The 21421-nt window shown below is 68.1% G+C and carries 19 protein-coding genes; 8 read left to right on the top strand and 11 right to left on the bottom strand.

Annotated features, from left to right (window positions below; genetic code table 11):
- Window positions 1-38: 38 nt before the first annotated feature.
- The 5 genes from ACOCMH_RS18180 to ACOCMH_RS18160 form a co-directional block, all read right to left on the bottom strand.
- A complete protein-coding gene (locus tag ACOCMH_RS18180; RefSeq protein ID WP_427312395.1) occupies window positions 39-1235 on the bottom strand; it encodes a class I SAM-dependent rRNA methyltransferase in 1197 nt (398 codons plus the stop codon).
- Between the two features lie 223 nt (window positions 1236-1458).
- Window positions 1459-1767 carry an HP0495 family protein gene (locus ACOCMH_RS18175; protein ID WP_171514336.1) on the bottom strand — a complete coding sequence of 103 codons (309 nt, stop codon included), beginning with the start codon at window positions 1765-1767 and terminating at the stop codon, window positions 1459-1461.
- Between the two features lie 61 nt (window positions 1768-1828).
- The gene (locus tag ACOCMH_RS18170; protein ID WP_427312394.1) at window positions 1829-3028 is read right to left on the bottom strand and encodes a D-alanyl-D-alanine carboxypeptidase family protein; all 1200 of its coding nucleotides are present in this window, start codon (window positions 3026-3028) and stop codon (window positions 1829-1831) included.
- A gap of 61 nt (window positions 3029-3089) precedes the next feature.
- Window positions 3090-3743, bottom strand: coding sequence for an alpha/beta hydrolase (locus ACOCMH_RS18165; protein ID WP_427312393.1), 654 nt, complete (start codon window positions 3741-3743; stop codon window positions 3090-3092).
- 169 nt (window positions 3744-3912) lie between these two features.
- Window positions 3913-4233, bottom strand: a complete 321-nt coding sequence (locus ACOCMH_RS18160) for a (2Fe-2S) ferredoxin domain-containing protein (protein WP_427312392.1) — start codon at window positions 4231-4233, stop codon at window positions 3913-3915.
- Window positions 4234-4623: 390 nt separating this feature from the next.
- Here ACOCMH_RS18160 and ACOCMH_RS18155 point away from each other — a divergent pair, with 390 nt between their 5' ends.
- From ACOCMH_RS18155 to ACOCMH_RS18120, 8 genes are all read left to right on the top strand, one after another.
- On the top strand, window positions 4624-5925 hold the full coding sequence (locus ACOCMH_RS18155; RefSeq protein ID WP_427312391.1) for a dicarboxylate/amino acid:cation symporter: 1302 nt from the start codon (window positions 4624-4626) through the stop codon (window positions 5923-5925).
- 79 nt (window positions 5926-6004) lie between these two features.
- Window positions 6005-8002: a sensor histidine kinase gene (locus ACOCMH_RS18150; RefSeq protein ID WP_427312390.1), complete on the top strand. Its 1998-nt coding sequence runs from the start codon at window positions 6005-6007 to the stop codon at window positions 8000-8002.
- An 8-nt stretch (window positions 8003-8010) separates the two neighbouring features.
- Window positions 8011-9336, top strand: coding sequence for a sigma-54-dependent transcriptional regulator (locus ACOCMH_RS18145; protein ID WP_427312389.1), 1326 nt, complete (start codon window positions 8011-8013; stop codon window positions 9334-9336).
- A gap of 242 nt (window positions 9337-9578) precedes the next feature.
- The gene (locus ACOCMH_RS18140) at window positions 9579-10706 is read left to right on the top strand and encodes an NAD(P)/FAD-dependent oxidoreductase (RefSeq protein ID WP_427312388.1); all 1128 of its coding nucleotides are present in this window, start codon (window positions 9579-9581) and stop codon (window positions 10704-10706) included.
- Window positions 10707-10715: 9 nt separating this feature from the next.
- Complete coding sequence (creB, locus tag ACOCMH_RS18135) at window positions 10716-11414, top strand: two-component system response regulator CreB (protein WP_427312387.1); 699 nt, start codon at window positions 10716-10718, stop codon at window positions 11412-11414.
- Window positions 11415-11423: 9 nt separating this feature from the next.
- Complete coding sequence (gene creC / locus ACOCMH_RS18130) at window positions 11424-12854, top strand: two-component system sensor histidine kinase CreC (RefSeq protein ID WP_427312386.1); 1431 nt, start codon at window positions 11424-11426, stop codon at window positions 12852-12854.
- A gap of 125 nt (window positions 12855-12979) precedes the next feature.
- Window positions 12980-13957: an NAD(P)H-dependent flavin oxidoreductase gene (locus ACOCMH_RS18125; RefSeq protein WP_427312385.1), complete on the top strand. Its 978-nt coding sequence runs from the start codon at window positions 12980-12982 to the stop codon at window positions 13955-13957.
- Between the two features lie 45 nt (window positions 13958-14002).
- Window positions 14003-14458 carry a YbaN family protein gene (locus ACOCMH_RS18120; protein WP_427312384.1) on the top strand — a complete coding sequence of 152 codons (456 nt, stop codon included), beginning with the start codon at window positions 14003-14005 and terminating at the stop codon, window positions 14456-14458.
- Window positions 14459-14563: 105 nt separating this feature from the next.
- Here the strand turns inward: ACOCMH_RS18120 and ACOCMH_RS18115 are convergent, their stop codons facing one another.
- From ACOCMH_RS18115 to ACOCMH_RS18090, 6 genes are all read right to left on the bottom strand, one after another.
- Window positions 14564-15814 carry a phenylacetate--CoA ligase family protein gene (locus ACOCMH_RS18115; protein WP_427312383.1) on the bottom strand — a complete coding sequence of 417 codons (1251 nt, stop codon included), beginning with the start codon at window positions 15812-15814 and terminating at the stop codon, window positions 14564-14566.
- A gap of 85 nt (window positions 15815-15899) precedes the next feature.
- Window positions 15900-16715 (bottom strand): ABC transporter ATP-binding protein, encoded by an 816-nt coding sequence (locus ACOCMH_RS18110; RefSeq protein ID WP_427312382.1) that lies wholly within the window; start codon window positions 16713-16715, stop codon window positions 15900-15902.
- 204 nt (window positions 16716-16919) lie between these two features.
- Window positions 16920-18257 (bottom strand): ABC transporter substrate-binding protein, encoded by a 1338-nt coding sequence (locus tag ACOCMH_RS18105; protein ID WP_427312381.1) that lies wholly within the window; start codon window positions 18255-18257, stop codon window positions 16920-16922.
- A gap of 91 nt (window positions 18258-18348) precedes the next feature.
- Entirely contained in the window at window positions 18349-19425 is a 1077-nt protein-coding gene (locus ACOCMH_RS18100; protein ID WP_427312380.1) for a branched-chain amino acid ABC transporter permease, read from the bottom strand.
- A 24-nt stretch (window positions 19426-19449) separates the two neighbouring features.
- A complete protein-coding gene (locus ACOCMH_RS18095) occupies window positions 19450-20364 on the bottom strand; it encodes a branched-chain amino acid ABC transporter permease (protein ID WP_427312379.1) in 915 nt (304 codons plus the stop codon).
- Window positions 20365-20451: 87 nt separating this feature from the next.
- Window positions 20452-21414, bottom strand: a complete 963-nt coding sequence (locus tag ACOCMH_RS18090) for an ABC transporter ATP-binding protein (RefSeq protein ID WP_427312378.1) — start codon at window positions 21412-21414, stop codon at window positions 20452-20454.
- Window positions 21415-21421: the final 7 nt, after the last annotated feature.

The following is a 21421-nucleotide window of genomic DNA, read 5'->3' as shown; positions in this document are numbered from 1 at the left end:
GGGCGGCTTAAGGCCATCGCCGCTCGTCAGCCTTCGCATCAGGCCACCTTCTCCAGCAGCAACCCCTTCAAATACTCCCCTTCCGGAAACGCCGCCAGCATCGGATGATCCGTGCCGGCCGACAGCCTGCGCAGGATGCGGGCATCCGCCCGCGCATCGGTCACCGCCCCGGCCACGATCTTCTGGAACAGCTCCATGCTGATGGCCCCCGAGCACGAATACGTGAACAGCAGCCCGCCCGGGCGCAGCAGTTGCATGCCGACCAGGTTGATTTCCTTGTAGGCGCGTGCGGCGCGGTCGATATGCTGCGCCGATGGCGCGAACTTGGGCGGGTCCAGCACGATCAGGTCGAACTGCCGCCCTTCGGCCCGGAATTCGCGCAGCGTCTTGAATACGTCGGCGTCGAGCCAGGCTGCGCGCCCGGCATCAAACCCGTTCAGCGCCACGTTGCCCGCGGCGATCTTCAGCGCCTCGCCCGACGAATCGATCGACGTCACCGCGGTGGCACCGCCGCGCAACGCCGCGAGCGAAAAGCCGCCGGTATAGCAGAAGCAGTTCAGCACCTCGCGCCCCGCGGCCAGGTCGCCGACCAGCTTGCGGTTGTCGCGCTGGTCGACATAGAAGCCGGTCTTGTGGCCGTTGCGCACGTCGACGTAATAACGCACGCCGTGCTCGGTCACCGACAACGCCGGATCGGGCTCGGCGCCGGCCAGCACGCCGGTCACCAGCTCGAGCCCCTCGCGCTGGCGCACCGCGGCGTCGGAGCGCTCGTAGACGTTGGGGCAGCCGGTCTCCTTGACCAGCGCCTGCACGATCGCGGTCTTCCAGTGCTCGACGCCCGCCGAATTGAACTGGCACACCAGTTGGCCGGAGTCACCGTTGCCGTAGTAATCGACGATGAGCCCCGGCAGCCGGTCGGACTCGCCGAAGATGAGCCGCACCGCGTCGCTGTCCTTGACCCACTGGCGGCGGTAGGCAATGGCCGCCGCCACGCGGCGCTTGAACAGCGCATGGTCGACCGGCTCGTTCTCGTCGAAGGTCCACACGCGCGCGCGGATCTGCGATTCGGGGCTGTAGGCGGCCTTGGCCAGGAAACGCCCGTCGGCGGCGTGCACGATCACGGTGGCGCCCGGCTCGCAGCGGCCTTCGGTGGTGGCGATGCCCGTAGCATAGATCCACGGGTGGCGGCGCAGCAGGGATTTTTCCTTGCCGGGTTTCAGGGTGATGGTGTTCATGTTGGTATGGGGAGGAAGCAATGCCACGCCCGATGCGCTTTACACACGGCGGGAGTGGCTCCCCTCTCCCGCGGGCAGGAGAGGGGTTGGAAGTGAGGGCCGGAGTATCAACGAAGTGACGCGCGTCGGTATTGCCCGCGCCTGCCCTCACCCCCGGCCCCTCTCCCGCAGGCGGAAGAGGGGAGCAAACAGTACGGGAGAGAAAGTCTTACAACAGTCCTTCTTACAGCACCACCTTCACCATCGGATGCGAAGTCAATGCCCGGTACAGGTCATCGAGCTGCTCGCGGCTGGTGACCCACACCGTCACGGTCAGGCCCAGGTAGTTGCCCTTGCTCGACGGGCGCATTTCCATCTTGCCGGCGTGGAAGTCGGGGTCGAACTCCTGCACCAGCGTGACGATGGCTTCGGCGAAGCCGTCCTGCATCGTGCCCATCACCTTGATCGGGAAATGGCTCGGATATTCGATCAGCGACTGCTCCGGCGGGATCTCGCCGGGCTTGTTACCGCTGCCTTGGTTGTCGGTCGTCATCTCGGATTCTCCGGCGCAAGGCCGGCGCGCCGCGTGGCACGCCGGCTCGCGCGCATTCAGGTCACTTGCGCTTGAACCACAGGCGGATGGTGTCCCACAGGCGGCCGAAGAAGCCGGCCTCGGGCACTTCTTCCAGTGCCACCACCGGGAATTCAGCCACCTTGTTGTTGCCATCCATCAGCTTGACCATGCCCACCTGCTGGCCCGCCGAGATCGGCGCGATCAGCAGTTCCTGGCGCTCCAGCACCGGCTTGAGGCGCCCGCCGGTGCCCTTGGGCACGGTGACGAAGGTCTCGTTCTGCACGCCGATCTTGATCGTGCCGTTCTTGCCCTTGTAGATGTCCGGCGTGGCCAGCACCTGGCCCTTGTCGTACAGGCGCAGCGTGTCGAAGAACTGGAAGCCATAGTTGAGGATCTTCAGGCTTTCCTGGGTGCGCACCTGTTCGGTGGTGGTGCCGATCACGATCGAGATCAGGCGGCGCGAGCCGTCCGGCACGTTGGCCAGCGGCCGCTTGGCCGACGAGATCAGGCAATAGCCGGCGGACTTGGTGTGGCCGGTCTTGACGCCGTCGACGGTCGAGTCGATGTACAGCAGGCGGTTGCGGTTGGGCTGCCTGATCTTGTTATAGGTGAACTCCTTCTGCGAGTACATGCTGTAGTACTCGGGGAAGTCCTTGATCAGGCGCGTGGTCAGCGTCGCCAGGTCCACCGCGGTGGTGTAGTGATTCGGGTCGGGGATGCCGTCGGTATTGGTGAAGTGGGTGTTCTTCATGCCCATGCGCTGGGCCTCGCGGTTCATCATCGCGACGAAGCCCTCTTCCGAGCCGCCCACGGCCTCGGCCAGCGCCAGCGCGGCGTCGTTGCCCGACTGCACGATCAGGCCCAGCAGCAGGTCCTGCACGGTGACCGGCTTGTTGGGCTCGATGAACATGCGCGACTCGTCGCTTTTGACCTTGAGCACCAGGTTGGTCGGCACCACGGTCTGGTCCAGCGTCAGGCGCTTTTCCTTGAGTGCCTCGAACGCCAGGTAGGCGGTCATCAGCTTGGTCAGCGAAGCCGGCTCGATGCGCGCATCGGCGTTCTGCGAGGCCAGGGCCTGGCCGCTGGTCACGTCATACAGCATCCACGACTTGGCGGCGACCTGCGGCGTCGGCACGCCCTGCGCCAGCACGGCGGCGGGCGCGACGGCCAGCACGACGGCGGCGGCGATGGCAGCGGGAGCAAAAGCGGACGAAAGGCGTGTCGTGGCTCTATTCAGCATGTTTCTGTTTTCCGACAGTAAGAAGGTGGCGCGGGAAGATCCGGGAGGCGGCGTGCCGGCCTTACCGGTCCCACGCATTGACGACGAGCTGCTTGATCAGGTGCAGCTTGCGGTGAAAGAAATGGTCGGCGCCGGGAATCACGATCACCGGCAGCTCTTGCGGGCGGGCCCAGTCAAACACGCTGGCCAGCGGCACGGTGTCGTCCTGCTCGCCGTGGATCACGATGGTGTCGGCCGGCACCTGGGCCACTTCCCAGCGGCTGGCGGCGGTGCCTACCAGCACCAGGCGCTGCACCGGCGTGCCGGCTTCGGCCAGGCGGCGCGCCACATGGGTGCTAACGAAGCTGCCGAACGAGAACCCGCCCAGCGCCAGCGGCAGCGTTGCGGCCTGCGCCGACCACGCGGTCTGCTGGCGCATCCAGGCCACCACGGCGAGCAGGTCGTCCTGTTCGCCAACGCCGTTGTCATGCTCGCCGGCACTGCCACCGACGCCGCGGAAGTTGGGACGCACCGTGGCGTAGCCCAGCTGCACGAAGCTGCGCGCCAGCGTCTGCGCGACCTTGTTGTCCTTGGTGCCGCCGAACAGCGGATGCGGGTGCGCCACCAGCGCCAGGCCGCGCAGGGGTACGTCGGGCAGGCCTTGCGGCAGGTCTACCGAGAGATCGATCGCACCGGCGGGGCCGGCGATGGACAGTACCTGGGTATGCGCGTTCATGATGGACGGGTCAGGATGGCGGTCAAGCAAGCGCCCGGCGGGAAGCCCGGGCAAAAATGAAAAAACCGTCCGGCTGGCGGGCGGCGGGGCATGGCGGTTGCAACGTGTGGAACAGGGGTAAAGCAACAAGCCGGCATGCGCCGGCTTCGGTTGGTTCAGTGCTCCGCCATCAGCGGTCCACCATCAACCGCTCGACCGGCTTGCCCTTGAGCAGGTGGCTGTCGATGATTTCATCGATGTCGTGCTCGTCGACAAAGGTGTACCAGATGGCCTCGGGGTAGACCACCAGCACCGGGCCGAGTTCACAGCGGTTCAGGCAGCCGGCCTTGTTGATGCGCACGCGGCCTTCGCCGCCGGCGATGCCGAGTTCCTTGCAACGCTTCTTGGCGTATTCCTGCATGGCCTTGGCGTTGTAGTTGGCGCAGCAGTTCTCGCCGGCCTCGCGCTGGTTCAGGCAGAAGAAGACGTGGTGCTGGTAGTAGCTGCGCATGCGTACGGTGTGAAGACGGCCCCGGACGGCGGCACGGCCCGGACGGCATTGAACGGAAGCTCGGAATTATACGGCGTTGCGGCGGCCTGGCCGCGATCCATGACAGGTTTGCGCCAGCGTCCGGTTGCCATAACCGCCGTACAGGTGGCGCCTCGGGCACCTGCCGCCCGCCCAGCATTCCGGATCACCAGAGCCGTGGCGTCCGGGATTCCGGAAACCCGGACGCCCGTGCCCCGCCCGATGCAAGCCTTTCCTTGTGAATCAAACAGTTAGCAATACCGTTTTGACTGGCACGCGGGTTGCGAATTCCCGTCCGTGAACGCGCCGCAACCGTGACGGCGCGCGCCCCGCGCAAACCCGCCGGGTACGGTCAACACCGAGGACGACATCATGAGGAAACCCTTCTACAAGATCCTGTACGTGCAGGTCCTGTTCGCCATCTGCATCGGCATCGTGCTTGGCCACTTCTGGCCCGACACCGGCGTCGCCATGAAGCCGCTGGGCGATGGCTTCATCAAGCTGATCAAGATGATCATCGGCCCGATCATCTTCTGTACCGTGGTCACCGGCATTGCCGGCATGAGCGACATGAAGAAAGTCGGCCGCGTCGGCGGCAAGGCGCTGCTGTACTTCGAGGTGGTGTCGACCTTCGCGCTGCTGATCGGGCTGGGCGCCGCGCACCTGCTCAAGCCGGGCGTGGGCTTCAACATCGACCCGGCCACGCTCGACACCAAGGCCATCGCCCAGTACGTGTCGAAGGCGCACGGCCAGAGCACGGTCGAGTTCCTGATGCACATCATCCCGGACACCGTGTTCAGCGCCTTCGCCAACGGCGACATCCTGCAGATCCTGCTGGTGTCGCTGTTCTTCGGCGCCGCGCTGGCGGTGCTCGGCGAACGCGCGCGCATCGTGGTGCAGCTGATCGAGCAGGTCTCGAAGGTGTTCTTCCATATCGTCCACGTGATCACCAAGGTGGCCCCGATCGGCGCCTTCGGCGCGATGGCGTTCACCATCGGCAAGTACGGCCTGGGCTCGCTGGTGCCGCTGCTCAAGCTGATCGGTACCTTCTACCTCACCGCCATCATTTTCGTGCTGGTGGTGCTGGGCACGATCGCGCGCATGACCGGCTTCAACATCCTGCGCTTTATTGCCTACATCAAGGAAGAGCTGCTGATCGTGCTGGGCACCAGCTCGTCCGAAGCCGCGCTGCCGCACATGATGGAAAAGCTGGAGAAGCTGGGCTGTTCCAAGTCGGTGGTGGGCCTGGTGGTGCCCACCGGCTACTCGTTCAACCTGGACGGCACCAACATCTACATGACGATGGCGGTGATCTTCATCGCGCAGGCTACCGGCATCGAGCTGACGCTGATGCAGCAGCTCACCATCCTGGCGGTGGCGATGCTGACCTCCAAGGGCGCCAGCGGCGTGACCGGCTCGGGCTTCATCACGCTGGCGGCGACGCTGGCGGTGGTGCCGACCATTCCGGTGGCGGGCATGGTGCTGATCCTGGGCATCGACCGCTTCATGAGCGAGTGCCGCGCGCTGACCAACATCATCGGCAACGGCGTGGCCACGGTGGTGGTATCGGCGTGGGAACGCGAGCTGGACCGCAAGCGCCTGGCGCGCGTGCTGCAGCATGGCGGCGGCGGCGACGCCGACGAACTTGCCGAAGCCGGCCAGGGCGCCGTCTGAATGCGCCGCGCCCGCGCGGGCGGCTGCCCCGGCCGCCCGCCAGCGGGTATCATCGGCGCGACAGCCCTCGCGCGCGCCGATGCCCCACTCCGACGACTTTCTCGCCGTGCATGACCCCGCCGCCACCCGCCCGGTGCACGCGCCGGAGGCCGGCAGCGGGCGCTGGTGGGGCTTTGCCGTCGCGCTGGCGGCAGGCCTGCTGCTGCTGTGCGCGCTGACCTGGCTGGTCTCGGTCCAGCGTGGCCTGGCCGGCCTGCAGCAAGCCACCGCCACGCGCGCCGACCGCTACGCCGCCACGCTCGAAAGCACCCTCGACCGCTACGAGTTCCTGCCCGCGCTGGTGTCGCTGCATCCGTTCGTGCGCGGGCTGCTCGCCGCCCCCGACGACGCGCAACGCGTCGCCGCTGCCAACCAGTACCTGGCCGAGGTCAACCGCCGCGCGCATGCGTCGGCTACCTACGTGATCGCCGCCAACGGCATTGCACTGGCGGCCAGCAACCATGGCGAGCCCGGCAGCTTCGTCGGCACCGACTACCGCTTCCGCCCCTACTTCCAGACCGCAGCGGGCGGCCAGATGGGGCGCTTCTACGCCATCGGCATCACCAGCGACGAGCCCGGCTACTACATCGCGCAGCCGGTGGAAGCCGGCGGCAAGGTCATCGGCGTGACCGTGGTCAAGCTCAACCTGGAGTGGTTCCAGCGCGCCGGCAGCGGTGCCGAGCCGCTGATGGTCAGCGACGACCACGGCGTGATCTTCCTGTCGTCGGTCCCCGCGTGGCAGTACCGCACGCTGCGCCCGCTGGCACCGGCATTGCGGGCGGAACTGGACCAGACCCGCCAGTACCACGGCCGCGCGGTGACGCCGCTGCCGCTGGAACCGCTGGCATCGCCGGTCACGCGCTGGCTGGCCGACACCACGCTGCCCCACGGCGCGCGCCTGGTACGCGTGCGCGACGATGCGGCGGCGTCCCGGACGACCTTTGCACCGGATGGCGCCGAACGCGCCGAGCGCTACCTGGAACTGAACCGCACCGTCGGCCCGGCCGGCTGGACCATGCAGGTGATGGTGCCGCTGGAGCCGGTGCTGGCCAATGCGCGCAACGCCACCGTGGCCGCCGCGCTGGCCTACGCCTGCATCTGCCTGCTGCTGGTCAACTGGCGCCAGCGCCGCCACCGCGCGCGCGACATGCAGTACAGCCGCCGCCTGCTCGAGGCCGCCTATGACCAGCTCGAACGCCGGGTAGAGGCCCGCACCGCCGACCTGATGGCGATCAACGAGAAGCTGGAAGACGAAGTGGCCGAGCGCACCCGCGCCGAAAGCGAACTGCGCGCAGCGCAGGATGAGTTGGTGCAGGCCAGCAAGCTGGCCGCGCTGGGACAGATGGCGGCCGGCATCACGCATGAACTGAACCAGCCGCTGGCGGCGCTGCGTACGTTCTCGGACAACACCCGCGTGCTGCTCGCGCGCGGCCAGCTGGCGGCGGCCGAAGGCAACCTGGCCGCCATCGCCGACCTGACCGAGCGCATGGGCAAGATCACCGGCCAGCTCAAGCTGTTTGCCGGCAAGGCGCGCCCGGTGCGCCGGCCGGTGGCGCTGCGCGCGGCCGTCGACCAAGTGCTGGCGCTGCTGGCGCCGCGGCTGGGCGCGGTCACGGTCAGCGTCACCGGCCTGGATGCGGCGCCCGGGCTGGCCGTGCGCGCCGACGAGCTCAAGCTGGAGCAGGTGCTGCTGAACCTGATTGGCAATGCGCTCGATGCGATCGCGGCAGCCGCGCCGGCGCAGGGGCGGATCGATCTCGAGGTCCAGCCCGGCGAGCACGCCGTCACTATCGTCGTGCGCGACAACGGCACCGGCATCGCGCCGGAAGCCCTGCCGCGCCTGTTCGAACCCTTTTTCACCACCAAGGAAACCGGGCAGGGTCTGGGGCTGGGGCTGGCGATCTCTTCGTCGATCGTGCGCGAGTTCGGCGGCCAGCTCAGCGTCGCCAATGTCCCCGGCGGCGGCGCGCAGTTCACGCTGGTGCTGGCGCGCGCGCCTGCCATCGATCCGGCGCCCTCGGTTTCCGCGTCACCATGAGTACTGCGATGCAAGACGGTCTGCGTGTCCTGTTTGTCGAAGACGAGCCGCTGGTGCGGCAGGCCACCGCGCAAAGCCTGGAGCTGGCCGGCTTCCGGGTATTGGCGCTGCCCTCGGCCGAGGCCGCCATCCCGCACCTGCACGGCGCCTTTGCCGGCGTGGTGGTGACCGACGTGCGCCTGCCCGGCGCCAGCGGCCTGGACCTGCTGCAGCACTGCCGCAATGCCGCGCCGGGCGTGCCGGTGATCCTGGTGACCGGCCACGGCGACATCACCATGGCGGTGCAGGCGATGCGCGAAGGCGCCTATGACTTTATCGAAAAGCCCTTCGGCGCCGACCGCCTCACCGACACCGTGCGCCGCGCGCTCGAACGCCGCGCGCTGGAGCTCGAGAACCAGGCGCTGCGCCGCGAACTGGCCGGACCCGCCGCCGGCACGCGCATCATCGGCCGCTCGCCCGCGATCGAGCAGGTGCGTGCGCTGGTGGCCAATGTCGCGCCCACCGACGTGCCGGTGATGATCAACGGCGAGACCGGCACCGGCAAGGAACTGGTGGCGCGCAGCCTGCACGCGCTGTCCGGGCGCGCCGAAGGACCCTTTATCGCGCTGAACTGCGGCGCCGTGCCCGAGGCCATTTTCGAGAGCGAGATGTTCGGCCACGAGGCCGGCGCCTTCACCGGCGCCGGCAAGCGCCGCATCGGCAAGCTCGAGCATGCCTCGGGCGGCACGCTCTTCCTCGACGAGATCGAAAGCATGCCGCTGGCGCTGCAGGTCAAGCTGCTGCGCGTGCTGCAGGAAGGCTCGCTGGAGCGGCTGGGCTCGAACGCGTCGGTGCAGATTGACGTGCGCATCGTCGCGGCGGCCAAGGGCGACATGGACGCGCTGGTGGCGCAAGGCACGTTCCGCGAAGACCTGTATTACCGGCTCAATGTCGTCACCATCGCACTGCCGCCGCTGCGCGAGCGGCGCGAGGACATCGTGCCGCTGTTCGAGCATTTCTCGCTGGTATCGGCGGTGCGCTACCAGCGGCCCGCGCCGATCCTGTCCGAGGCCCAGCGCCAGGCGCTGGCGCAGCGCCCGTGGCCGGGCAACGTGCGCGAGCTGCGCAATGCCGCCGACCGGATGGTGCTGGGGGTGCCCGAGGGCGGCCAGGCCGGCGCGCAGGCCGCCGCGCCCGACGAGACCGCGCCGCTGCGCGAGCGCATGGAGCACTTCGAGCGCGCCGTGATCGCGGATGCGCTGGCGCGCACCGGCGGCGCGGTCAGCCAGGCGGCCGACCTGCTGCAGGTCGGCAAGGCCACGCTCTACGACAAGATCAAGCGCTACGGCCTGTGATGTCACCGTGGCTTCATGGCGTTGCCACGACGCCGTCACATTGGCGCCCTATGCTTCGTGGGCGGTTGCGGCATTGGCAGGTGCCCCGCCGTGTGTATCAGTCTTCGTGGTAATTGATGGCCCCGCGCATGCGGGGCATTTTTTTTGGTTCTTACACGCCCTGCCGCGCCGCTTCACACCCGCCACACATTGCCCTCACCCCGGCTGGCCAGACTGGAGCCCTTCGCTCTCCGGGAACCGCCATGCCCTCCTTCGACTACGACCTCGTCATCGCCGGCGCCAGCTTTGCCGGCGCGGCCTGCGCCCTGGCCGCCGCGCGCGCCGGCCTGCGCGTGCTGGTGCTGGAACGCAAGACCGATCCGGGCGACAAGCTCCATACCACCGGCATCCTGGTCAGGGAAGCCATCGAACAGACCTGGCTGGGCCAGGCGCCGGCCGCTTGCGTGCACCGCGTCGAGCAGGTGCGGCTGTACTCGCCGCGGCTGCGCAGCATCGACCTGAGCGCGCCCGGCTACTACTTCCACACCACCGATACGCCGCGGCTGATGCGCTGGCTGGTCGCGGAACTGGTGCGCCACCGGGTCGAGCTGCGGCTGGGCCAGGCCTTCGTCGGCGCGGTGCCGCGCCACGGTGGCTGGCACGTGACGGGCGTAGGCCATACGCGCTATCTGGTGGGTGCCGATGGCGCGAAGTCGCGCGTGGCGCAATGTGCCGGGCTGGGACGCGGGCACAGCTTCCTGTATGGCGTCGAATACGAATTCCCGGGGATGGCGCTGCCCGAGCCGGGCGCGCTGCACTGCTTCATCACCCGCCGCTTCGCGCCGGGCTATATCGGCTGGATCGCGCAGAACCCCACCGGCGTGCAGGCCGGGCTGGCACTGCGCTACCTGCCGCGGCACGGCCGCGCGCCGGACCTGGACGGCCTGCTGGCACACGTGCGCGAGCGCGCCGGCCTGCCGCAGCTGGCGCGGCCGGCGGCCACGCGCGCCGGGTTGATCCCGTGCGGCGGCCCGGCGTTGCCGCTGGCGCGCGACGGCGTGATCCTGACCGGCGACGCCGCCGGCATCGTGTCGCCGCTTACCGCGGGCGGCATCCACTACGCCTTTGCCCACGGCGAAGCGGTCGGCCACGCCGTGGCGTCGCACTTGCTGCGCGGCGGCCCGGCACCGGAGGCCGTGGCCAACGCCAGCGCGCCGCGCTTTCGCGCCAAGCGCGCGCTGCGCTGGATGTTCGAGCGCTTCCAGTGCGACTGGCCGTTCGACCTGATGCTGTACTCGCCGCCGCTGCGCTGGGCCGCGGAGCAAATCTATTTCCACCAGCGCCGCGGCGGGCAACCGGCGGCGCCGGCCCGCGCGGCGTCCCGCGCCTGACCGGCTAGAATGCCGGGCATGGAACAACCGCGGATCCTGGTGGTGGAAGACGAGCAGGCCATCGCCGACACCATCCTCTATGCCCTGCGCACCGACGGCATGCTGGCCGAGCACTGCACGCTGGGCGGCGACGCGCTGGCAAGCCTGCGCGCCGCGCCGGCGGACCTGGTGATCCTGGACGTGGGGCTGCCGGATCTGAGCGGCTTCGAGGTCTGCCGCACGCTGCGCACCTTCTGCGATGCGCCGGTGATCTTCCTGACCGCGCGCCATGAAGAGATCGACCGCATCGTCGGGCTGGAGATCGGCGCCGACGACTACGTGGTCAAGCCGTTCTCGCCGCGCGAGCTGGCCGCGCGCGTGCGCGCCATCCTGCGCCGGGCGCGCGGCGGCGGTGCCGCCGCGGCAAGGGACGACGAGATTGCCGGCTTTACCCACGATAAGGACGGGGCCCGCCTGGCCTATCGCGGCCACTGGCTGGCGCTGACGCGCTACGAATACCTGCTGCTGGCCTGGCTGGTGGCGCATCCGGGCCGCATCTATTCGCGCGCGCAGCTGATGGACGGCGTGTGGGCCGGCGCGCTCGACACCAGCGACCGCACCGTCGATACCCATATCAAGACCCTGCGCGCCAAGCTGCGCGAGGCGTCCCCCGAAGGCGCCGGGCGCATCCGCACCCATCGCGGCATGGGCTATTCGCTGGAGCCCTGAGCGCGCGCCATGCATATCGGCCTGCGCATTTTCTTCGGCTTTTTCCTGATCGTGGGCCTGGCCACGGTGCTGACGCTGCGCGTGTTCGTGCAGGAGGTCAAGCCCGGGGTGCGCCAGGCCATGGAAGACACGCTGATCGATACCGCGCACGTGCTGGCCGCGCTGGCCGCCGACGACCTGAAGGCCGGCCGCATCGCCGACGGCGATTTCGCGCGGCATATGGCGGCGCTGCGCGACGTGCCGGTCAATGCCGAGGTCTCGGGCCTGCACAAGGACAGCATCGGCTACCGCGTCTATGTGACCGATGCCAGCGGCATCGTGCGCTTCGACTCGACCGGCACCGACGTGGGCCGCGACTATTCGCGCTGGAACGATGTCTACCTGACGCTGCGCGGCAAGTACGGCGCGCGCAGCACGCGCGCCGACCCCGCCGACGAGGCCAGCACCGTGATGCACGTGGCCGCGCCAGTGCGCGACGGCGAGCGCATCATCGGCGTGCTCACGGTGGCCAAGCCCAATGCGGCCATGGCGCCGTTTATCGCGCGCAGCCAGCGCAAGATCCTGCTCTACGGCGGCCTGCTGATCGGCACCGCCTGCGTGATCGGGCTGGCCTGCACGCTGTGGCTCGCGCATGGACTGAGCCGCTTGCGCGGCTACGCGCGCGCGGTGGCAGCCGGCGAGCGCGCCGAGATGCCGCTGCGCGGCGCGGGCGAGCTTGCCGAGCTGGGCCGCGCGGTGCAGGGCATGCGCGAGCGGCTGGAAGACAAGCAGTATGTCGAGCACTACATCCACACGCTGACCCACGAGATGAAGAGCCCGCTGGCCGCCATCGGCGGCGCGGCGGAGTTGCTGCAGGAAGAGATGCCGGCGGCCGACCGCCAGCGCTTCGTCGCCAATATCCGGACCCAGTCCGGGCGGCTGGAAACCATGATCCGCAAGCTGCTGGCGCTGGCCGAGGTAGAACAGCGCCAGCGCCTGGAAGTGCGCGAGCCGGTGCCGCTGGCGCCGCTGCTGGCGCAACTGTGCGCCGAACTGGAGCCGCGCGCGCGGCAGCGCGGCGTGGCGCTGCAGGGCCCTGCCGAAGGCGGCCCGGGCCACGTCGCCGGGGACCCGTTCCTGCTGCGCCAGGCCATCGCCAACCTGCTGGAAAACGCCATCGACTTCGCCCCGGCGGGCAGCGCGGTCACGGTGGGGCTGGAGCGCCGCGGCGACGCGCTGGCCATCGTCGTGGCCGACCGGGGCCCCGGCATCCCCGACTACGCGCTGCCGCGCGTGTTCGAGCGCTTCTACTCGCTGCCGCGCCCGCACGGTGCGGACAAGAGCACCGGCCTGGGCCTGTGCTTTGCGCGCGAGGTGGCAACGTTGCATCATGGCGACGTGACACTGGCCAACCGCCCGGACGGCGGCGCGCTGGCCGAGCTGGTCCTGCCGGCGGCATAGCGCCCGCGCCGGCCGGACCGGCATAGACTGGGGCTTCTAACGTGACCGCGCGGAAACTCCCTATAATCGAACGACCGTTCATTTAGGGCGCGTTACGCGCGCCCGCCAGTAGTTCAGGAGACACCATGCCCGCCGCCAAGCAACTGCCCCAGGCCCTGCAGAACCTGGCCCTGCCCGTGATTGCCTCGCCCATGTTTATCGTCAGCTACCCGGAACTGGTGCTGGCGCAGTGCAAGGCCGGCATCGTCGGCTCGTTCCCGGCGCTCAATGCGCGCCCGGCCGAGCTGCTCGACGAATGGCTGACCCGGATCGAGGAAGAACTGGCCGCGTTCAAGGCCGCCAACCCCGGCGCACCGGTGGGCCCGGTCGCGGTCAACCAGATCGTCCACAGCTCCAACGCGCGCCTCGAGCACGACATCAAGGTCTGCGTGGAACACAAGGTGCCGATCTTCATCACCTCGCTGCGCGCGCCGCCGAAGGAACTGATCGACGCGGTGCACAGCTACGGCGGCATCGTGCTGCACGACGTGATCAGCCTGCGCCACGCCGAGAAGGCGATCGAATCCGGCGTCGACGGCCTGATCCTGGTCGCGGCGGGCGCCGGCGGCCATGCCGGCATGCTGTCGCCGTTCGCACTGGTGGGCGAGGTGCGCAAGCTCTTCGACGGCCCGATCGCGCTGTCGGGCTCGATCGCCACCGGCGAGGCGGTGCTGGCCGCGCAGGCCATGGGCGCGGACTTTGCCTACGTGGGCACGCGCTTCATCGCCTCACAGGAGGCCCATGCCGCCGAGTCGTACAAGCAGTCGATCACCAGCTCGGCCGCCGCCGATATCGTCTACACCAACCTGTTCACCGGCGTGCACGGCAACTACATCCGCGAAAGCATCAGCAACGCGGGCCTGGACCCGGACAACCTGCCGGTGGCCGACAAGGGCAAGATGGATTTTTCCAGCGGCAGCTCCAAGGCCAAGGCGTGGAAGGATATCTGGGGCGCCGGCCAGGGCGTGGGCCAGATCCACGACATCCCCAGCGCCGGCGAAATCGTCGCGCGCATGAAGGCGGAGTACGATGCCGCCAAGGCGCGGCTGGGTATTGCACGCTGACCCAAGCCATTACCGGGCCGCGGCTGCGGCCTCTTCAGGCCTCCCTTGCCAACGCCAGGTCCCGCCAACCCTCCCGATTCCGCTCCGGATCCCGCCGCCGCGCCAGGCCGCCGGCAGCAGGTGCTGCGCGCGCTGTGGGTGGTGCTGGGCGGCGTATGCCTGCTGCTTGGCGTGATCGGCATCTTCCTGCCGGTGCTGCCCACCACGCCGTTCGTGCTGCTGGCCGCTGCATGCTTCGCGCGCGGCTCGCAACGCTTCCATGAATGGCTGCTGGGGCATCCGCGCTTCGGGCCGCTGGTGAGCGACTGGCAGCGGCACCGCAGCATCCCGTTCAAGGCGAAATGCCTGGCGCTGTCGATGATGTGGGTGTCGATGGGCACCACGGCATGGCTGCTGCGCGGGCGGCCGCTGGTGTCGGCGGCGTTGCTGGCGTGTGCGGTGGGGGTGAGTGTGTGGATGGTCAGGTTGCCGACGCGGCCGGCTGGTGGGGGGAAGTCTTGAGGCGTGGCGGTCTGTCGGCGTTCCCTACTTCGTGGATGCTCCGGCCCTCACCCCCGCCCCTCTCCCGCAAGCGGGAGAGGGGCGCAAACCGTATGCCAAGCTCCTTCAGTCGTAACTGCGCGCATCCTCGATCAGCTTCCCATCCTGCGGCAGCGACCCCGCCGCGACAAACGCCACCTCACCGCGCAGCCGCGTCACCTCGCGCAGCGACTCCGCCACCGCGCGCTGCAGCTCAGCGTCTGTGCGCGTCGCCTCGCAGCGCAGCGTCATCACGTCGGCGCCCGGATCACCCGTCACCACCAGCCGCGCCGCCCGGATCTCGGGATGGCGCCGCACCACGTCGGCCACCTGTCCCGGATGCACGAACATGCCCTTGACCTTGGTGGCCTGGTCGGCGCGCCCGAGCCAGCCCTTGAGCCGGATATTGGTGCGGCCGCACGGGCTGGGCCGCTGCGACGACGCCGGCACCACTGCCGACAGGTCGCCGGTGCCGAAGCGGATCAGCGGGTAGTCGCCGTTGCCCAGCACCGTCACCACCACCTCGCCGGTCTCGCCTTCGGGCATCGGGCGCGAGCCGCCAGGTTCGACGATCTCCACCAGCACGCCCTCGTCCACCACCCAGCCGTCGCCACCTTCGGTCTCGTACGCGATCAGGCCGACATCGGCGGTGCCGTACATCTGCTGCACGCGCACCCCGCGCGCCTGGAACCAGTTGCGCAGCGACGGCGGCAAGGCCTCGCCGGAGACCAGCGCCTTGGCCAGGCTGGTGCAGGGCGTGCCGAGTTCATCGCCGCGCTCCAGCAGCAGCTTGAGGAACGACGGCGTGCCCGCATAGGCGGCCGGCTGCAGGCTGGCCAGTGCCTGCACCTGCGAATCGGTCTGGCCGACGCCGGCCGGGAACACGCAGCAGCCCAGCCGGTGGGCGCCGCTTTCCATCATCATGCCGGCCGGGGTGAAGTGATAGGAAAAGGTGTTGTAGACCAGGTCGCCGGCGCGAAAGCCCGCGGCGTGCATGGCGCGCGCGGTGCGCCACCAGTCGGCGTCGTGGCCGTCGGGCTCGTGGATCGGCCCGGGCGACTGGAACACATGGCGCAGCTTGGCCAGCGGCGTCGCGTTGAGCCCGCCCAGCGGCGCCAGCAGGCGCTGGCGCGCGCTCAGGTCTGACTTGCGCGTCACCGGCAGTTCGGCAAGCGCCGCGCGCGAGGTCAGCAGGCGCGGCTCGACGCCGCTCAGCAGTTCGGCAAAGTAAGGCGCGTGGTCGCGCGCATGGGCCACCTGGCGTGCCAGGGCGGCAAGGAGCGCCTGCTCGCGGACTTCCGGCGCGCGGGTTTCGAGCGGATCGAAGTGTTCTGGCATGGTGCTGTGCGTCAGGGAATGGGATGCGGCTTGCCCCGCGCCGCGGGGCGCGTGGTGGCAAGGCCGGATAAAAAACGGGCGCTGGCTAGGCTAGCCAGCGCTTGCGGCGCCGGTAGCTCTTGACGTCGCGGAACGACTTGCGGCCGGGGCCGTCGGCGTCGTTGGCGGCCACGCCCAGGTAGAACTCCTTGACATCCTCGTTGGTGCGCAGCGACTCGGCGTCGCCATCCATCACCACGCGGCCGTTCTCCAGGATGTAGCCGTAGTCGGCATAGCGCAGCGCCACCATGGTGTTCTGCTCGGCCAGCAGGAAACTGACGTTCTCGCGTGAATTCAGGCCGCGCACAATCTCGAAGATCTCCTCGACGATCTGCGGCGCCAGCCCCATCGACGGCTCGTCCAGCAGGATCATCGCGGGCTTGGCCATCATGGCCCGGCCGATCGCGCACATCTGCTGCTCGCCGCCGGAGGTGTAGCCGGCCTGCGACTTGCGGCGCGTCTTCAGCCGCGGGAAGTATTGGTAGATCTTTTCCAGCTCGTCGCGCGTCTGGCCACGCGACAGGCCGCGCGTGTAGGCACCGGTGAGCAGGTTCTCTTCGATGGTCAGGTGCGCGAAGCAATGGCGCCCTTCCATCACCTGGATCACGCCGCGGCGCACCAGGTCATTGGGCGTGAGCTGGTCGACGCGGTCGCCGCGGTATTCGATCGAACCCTTGGTGACGTCGCCGCGCTCGGCCTGCAGCAGGTTGGAAATGGCCTTGAGCGTGGTGGTCTTGCCCGCGCCGTTGGCGCCCAGCAGCGCCACGATCTTGCCCTCCGGCACTTCGAGCGAAACGCCCTTGAGCACCAGGATCACGTGATCGTAGATGACTTCGATATTGTTGACGGACAGGAGGCTCATGGTGCGGCTCGGGTTGGTGTGGCGGTGTTGCGTTGGACTTTCAACTTGCCGTCGGTGTACTCCCTCTCCCTCCGGGAGAGGGTTGGGGTGAGGGCCGGCGTTGCCACGAAGTGAATGGCTTCGCTATTGCCAGCGCCCTCCCTCACCCCCGGCCCCTCTCCCGCAAGCGGGAGAGGGGAGCAAACCATCGGAGGTCGAGGGCAATCAGCTCTTCGAGCACCCCGGCGTAATCCCCTTCTCCTTCGCGTACTGCGCCGCGGTGGCCTTGAACAGCGGATGGATCAGGCTCTTGTTGCCCTCGATCCAGTCCGACACCACCACCCACTTGCTGCCGTCCCACTGCTGGATCTTCACCTTGCCCGACCCCTCATGGTTCTCGCAGCTGGTCTTGATCTCCGGCAGCAGGCCGGTGGCGCCCAGTTGCTGCAGGCGTGCGTTGGTCAGGTTCAGGTTCTCGAAGGCCCAGCGCATCTGCTCGCCGGTCATGGGCTTGCCCTTGCCGAACTTGGCCTGCGCCACGCGCACCGCTTCCACCGTCACCACCGCGGCCGACACGCCGCGGTTGTACAGCACCGAGCCGACCTTGTTCTTGTCCTGCATATTGCCCTTGCCGGCGCCGTAGACCACCTTTTCGATATCGGCGATCAGCGGCACGCTCTTGCCCGCGACGTTCCAGGTCGCGCTCATGTAGCCCTTGGAGGCATCGCCGGCCGGCACCGTATCTTCCTCGGAGCCCGCCCACCAGGAGCCGATCATCTTCTCGCGCGAGAAGCCCACCTTCTGCGCGGCCTTCAGCGCGGTCTGGTTCATCACGCCCCAGCCCCAGAAGATCACGTAGTCGGGATTTTCCTGGCGGATCTTCAGCCACTGCGCGCCCTGCTCGTTGCCCGGGTGCGCCACCGGGATCTCGACCAGGTTGAACTTGCCCAGCCGCGCCTCGGCCTGCAGCGCCACGATCGGCTCCTTGCCATAGGCCGAGTCGTGGTACAGGTAGACGATCTTCTTGCCCGCCAGCGAGCCGCCATTCTTCGACGCCAGGTACTTGACGATGGCCGAGACCTGCATCTGGTACGTGGTCACCAGCGGGAACGCGTACGGGAACACCGAGCCGTCGACCGCATCGGTGCGGCCGTAGCCCATCATCACCAGCGGCACCTTGTCGGCGGCGGTCTTGTCGACCAGCGCGTAGGAGATGCCGGTCGACATCGCGTGGTACGCGGTGCCCTTGGTGGTGGCGTTCTTGGCCTTCAGCCGCTCATAGCACTCCACGCCCTTGGCGTTGTTGTACTCGGTCTCGCACTCTTCCCAGCTCAGCTTGACGCCGTTGACGCCGCCGTCCTTCAGGTTGACGTAGTTGAGGTAGTCGATGAAGCCGCCATACCAGGACTGCCCGTTGGCGCCGTACGGCCCCACGCGGTAGCTCGGCAACGCCACGAACTGCTCGTTGCTCTGCGCCATGGCCGGCGCCGCCGGCGCCAGCAGTGCCGCCGCGGCGCTGACCACCAGGGCGGCGCGTTGCACATTGCGAATCAGGTGGGTCATGACAGTCTCCTTCGCCCTCAAGGGAGCGTTTCGTTATGCGTAAGCTTCAGAACTTCACACAGGAACTGCGGTAACACAGGTTCCCCTCCCGTCAATGAGGGAACGGCCACAGCCTCAGCTTCTCCTTGGCGATCTGCCACAGCCGGGCCAGCCCGTGCGGCTCGACGATCAGGAAGAAGATGATCAGCCCGCCGAACACCATCAGCTGGATGTGCGACACGGTGGCATTGGTAAAGGGCAGGTGCAGCAGCGCTGCCAGCGGCGGCAGCACGTTGTCCAGGAAGATCGGCAGCAGCAGGATGAAGGCGGCGCCGAGGAACGAGCCCAGGATGCTGCCCACGCCGCCGATGATGATCATGAACAGCACGCGGAACGACAGGTCCAGCGAGAAGCCGTCCGGCTCGACCGAGCCCAGGTAGCAGAACGCGTACAGCGCGCCGGCCACGCCGCAGTAGAACGAGCTGACCGCGAACGCCAGCAGCTTGGTGCGCATCAGCGGGATGCCGATCACCTCGGCCGCCACGTCCATGTCGCGCACCGACATCCAGGCACGCCCGGTGGCCGAGCGCACCATGTTCTTGGCCGCCAGCGCCAGCACCGTGACGATGCCGAGCACGAACAGGTACTTCTTGACCGGCGTGTCGATGGCAAGGCCGAACAGGTCCAGCCGCTGCGCCGTGATCACGCCCGACGAGCTGTTGTTGGAGAACCAGGGGAACTTGGTCAGCGCCCACACCACGAAGAACTGCGCCGCCAGCGTCGCCACCGCCAGGTAGAAGCCCTTGATGCGCAGCGATGGCAGCCCGAACGCCACGCCCACCACCGCCGCCGACAAGCCCGCCAGGATGAACATCAGCAGCACCGGCATGCCTTCGATGCGCAGCTGGAAGTTGTAGGCCGCGTAGGCGCCCACCGCCATGAACGCCGCGGTGCCCAGCGACAGCTGGCCGGCATAGCCGGTCAGGATATTCAGCCCCAGCGCCGCCAGCGAGAAGATCAGGAACGGGATCAGGATGGCCGAGAACCAGTATTCCGAGCCGACGAACGGGACCGCCACGAAGGCGACCGCCATCAGCACCGCAAAACCGATGCGGTCCTGGCGGATCGGGAAGATCTGGCTGTCGGCAACGTAGCTGGTCTTGAACTGGCCGGCCTCACGATAGAACATGGCAACTCTCCTGTGCGAAGTCGGTCAGACGCGATCAATATGTTTTTCACCAAACAGCCCTTCGGGCCGCACCAGCAGGAACAGCAGCGCAAACACGTACGGGAACCATCCCTCGATGCCGCCGAAGTTGCCGCCGAACACCGACTGGAACACCGGCGGGATATAGATCTCGGCCAGCTTCTCCGACGCGCCGATGATGAGCCCGCCGACGATGGCGCCGGGCACCGAGGTGAAGCCACCGAGGATCAGCACCGGCAGCGCCTTCAGCGCGGTCAGCGTCAGCGCGAACTGCACGCCATTGCGCGAGCCCCACAGCATGCCCGCCACCAGCGCGACAAAGCCCGCCACGCCCCAGACGATGGCCCAGATGTTCTGCAGCGGAATGCCCAGCGACAGCGCCGCCTGGTGGTCGTCGGCCACCGCGCGCAGCGCGCGCCCGACCTTGGTGTACTGGAAGAACAGCGCCAGCGATCCGACCAGCACGCCGGCGATGGCCGCCGCCGCGAGGTCGAACTTGGACAGCACGATATTGAAGCTGGTCAGGATCGACTCGATCGGCTCGTCGACGATGCCCAGGTTGATCGGGCGCACTTCATTGCCGAACAAGAGCGGCCCCAGCCCTTCCAGGAAGAACGACAGCCCGATGGTCGCCATGAACAGCGTGATCGGTGGCTGGTTGACCAGCTTGCGCAGCACGAAGCGCTCGGTGCTCATGCCCACCAGGATCATCACCACGAAGGCGCCGATCACCGCGGCCCACATCGGCAGGCCCTTGTCCATCAGCCCCACCACCGCCAGCGCGGCAAAGTAGACCATCGCGCCCTGGGCAAAGTTGAACACGCCGGAGGCCTTGTAGATCAGCACGAAGCCCAGCGCCACCAGCGAGTACATCAGTCCCGACAGCAGGCCGCCGATCAGGATTTCAATGAAGAACGTCATGGTTTGCCTTTGCTTGCTTCCGTTGGTCCACCCACACCGCTGTCTGGCACCCCTCTCCCGCGCGCGGGAGAGGGGTGCACACCGCGCTCAATGGGAAGTACCGAGATACGCCTTAATGACATCGGGATTCGCCTTGACTTCCTCGGGCGTCCCGTCTCCGATCTTCTTGCCGTAGTCCAGCACCACCACGCGGTCGGAGATATCCATCACCACGCCCATGTCATGCTCGATCAGCACGATGGTGGTACCGAACTGCCGGTTCACATCGAGGATGAAGCGGCACATGTCCTGCTTCTCTTCCACATTCATGCCGGCCATGGGCTCGTCGAGCAGCAGCATCGACGGCTCCGCCGCCAGCGCCCGCGCCAGCTCCACGCGCTTCTGCAGGCCGTATGGCAGGCGTCCCACCGGCGTCTTGCGGATCGACTGGATCTCCAGGAAGTCGATCACCTCCTCGACCTTCTGCCGGTGCCGCATCTCTTCATTGCGTGCCGGGCCCCACCACAGCGCGTGCGCAAACAGCCCGGTGCGGAACTGCGTATTGCGCCCGGTCATGATGTTGTCGAGCACCGTCATGCCCTTGAACAGCGCAATGTTCTGGAACGTGCGCGCAATGCCCTGGCGCGCGGCGGCGGTCGGGTGCATCTGCTTGCGCTCCTCGCCGCGGAACACGATGCGCCCCTGCTGCGGGTGGTAGACGCCGTTGATCACGTTCAGCATCGAACTCTTGCCGGCGCCGTTGGGACCGATGATGGCGCGCACCTCGTGCTCGCACACGTCGAACGAAATATCAGTCAGCGCCTTCACCCCGCCGAACGACAGCGAGATGTGCTGCAGGTCCAGAATCACCTCGCCGCCAGTGCGCGCCTGCGCGCCGGTACGCTGCGCATGGCGCGTACCGGGATGCACGCCGCTGTCATCCGCCAGCCCCGACGGGGGCAGCGGACCGGTGGGGGCCATCGCCCCGCCACTGCCGGCGCCGCTCGCATCGGTGCGTGCCGCTCCCGTCCACTCGCCCTTGCCGGCGCCTTGCCAGGCCACTTGCGTCATGTTGCTG

Origin of the sequence: Cupriavidus sp. H39, from assembly GCF_050271075.1 — a bacterium.
GTDB lineage: Bacteria > Pseudomonadota > Gammaproteobacteria > Burkholderiales > Burkholderiaceae > Cupriavidus > Cupriavidus necator_B.
This window is presented reverse-complemented; position numbering and strand designations above follow the sequence as displayed.